Annotated in this window: 1 protein-coding gene; it reads right to left on the reverse strand. The window is 72.0% G+C overall.

Translation table 11 applies throughout. From position 1 onward, the window contains the following. Window positions 1–862, reverse strand: an 862-nt coding sequence (locus IE312_RS25905) for a phosphotransferase (protein WP_229900436.1), incomplete at its 3' end; no start/stop codon positions are given. Between the last annotated feature and the right edge of the window lie 560 nt (window positions 863–1,422).

Genomic DNA, 1,422 nt, shown 5'->3' on the forward strand with positions numbered 1-1,422 from the left:
CGGCGCCGGCCGCGCGCCGGTACGCGCGCGCATAGGCGCGCACCTTCGGCAGGTCCAGCGTCCCGCCCGGCCGTACGAAGAAGATCACGGCGGCGCGTACGGCCTCCTCCGCGCGCGGCTGCACGCCGAGCCGGTCCCAGTCCACGATGGCCGCGGGGGCGTCGTCGTCCTTGTAGAGCAGGTTGAACGGGTGGAAGTCGCCGTGCACCCAGCCCACCGAGCCGCCGCGCGGGGGGCGCCGGTCCGCGTGCTGTTCCAGCAGCGCCCGGCGCTCCAGCAGCCGGTGCCGGGCGAGTTCGTCGAAGGCGTCGGGGGGCCGGTGCCGGCGCACCTGGGCGAGCAGGTCGTCGATGAGGGCGAAGGTGTCGGCCGGGTCGGCGCTCTCCACGGGGTGCGGTCCGGTCGCCGGGCGGGTGCGCCCCTTGGGGGGCATCACGCGCTCCAGGCAGGCGTGCACGGCGCCCAGGAGCGCCCCCAGGCGGGCGCTCTCCCCGCGGGTGAGCTGGCCGCCGTGCCGGTGCCTGCCGTCGATCCAGGGGTGCAGGGCGTAGGCGTGGCCGCCGATGACGGCCACCGTGCGGCCGTCGCGGTGGGCGAGCGGCGGGGCGACCGGGACGCCGAGGTCGGCGAGGCGCTGGGTGGCCCGGTGGCGGCGTTCGATGGCGGCCGGGTCGGCGGTGTCCGGGTCGAAGTGGTGCTTGAGGAAGTAGCGGCCGCGGGTGGTGCACAGCCGGTAGCCGCGGTTGAGGAGACCCTGGTCGACCGGCTCACAGGTGAGGGCGGTTCCCGCGGCGTACAGACGGAGCAGGGCGCCCAGAGGGGGCGCGTGGAGGACGGGGGGTGGTACACATGAGCGCGGCACGCGCCAGATGGTAGGGCACCCGCAGGGCCTGTGAGCTGGGCCTTGTCACAGGCAGTCGTCGATGGTCGCTTTCGGTCACGCGCAGGCTTTTCCAGCGTGCACCGGAGGGCGTCGGCATTTCTCCGGGTCACCGATCGTAAATAGGCTGACTTTTCCTTCTTCGCCCGGGAGGCCAGTCTCACATGAAACCCTTCCCGTGACCTGGGTGCGCGGGATAACGTGCGGGTGCTCCGGACTGGCGCAAGGCTGTGACCAGCACGCTTTCACGCCACCTCGATTTACTTGGAAATCCAAGCAAAATCGCAGGTCAAATGGGGTTTCACAGAAATGTGAGGCACTGGGTAACGTAATGGTTGCAGGGCGCTCGCCGGGGCACCTGTCACGCCTGTTCCCGGCCGAGTGGCACCCACCCCGTGCCCGGTGGTCGAGACAGGTGAGCCGCACTGGCCTACCGGCAACCCCGGGGGCCGGAACGACGGAGGAGCACACGTGACCGTGGAGAGCAGTGCCGCGCGCAAGCCGCGACGCACCGCCGCAGGCAAGGCCGGCACCACCGGCAG

The sequence above is a fragment of the Streptomyces capoamus genome, from assembly GCF_014654935.1.
Lineage (GTDB): Bacteria > Actinomycetota > Actinomycetes > Streptomycetales > Streptomycetaceae > Streptomyces > Streptomyces capoamus.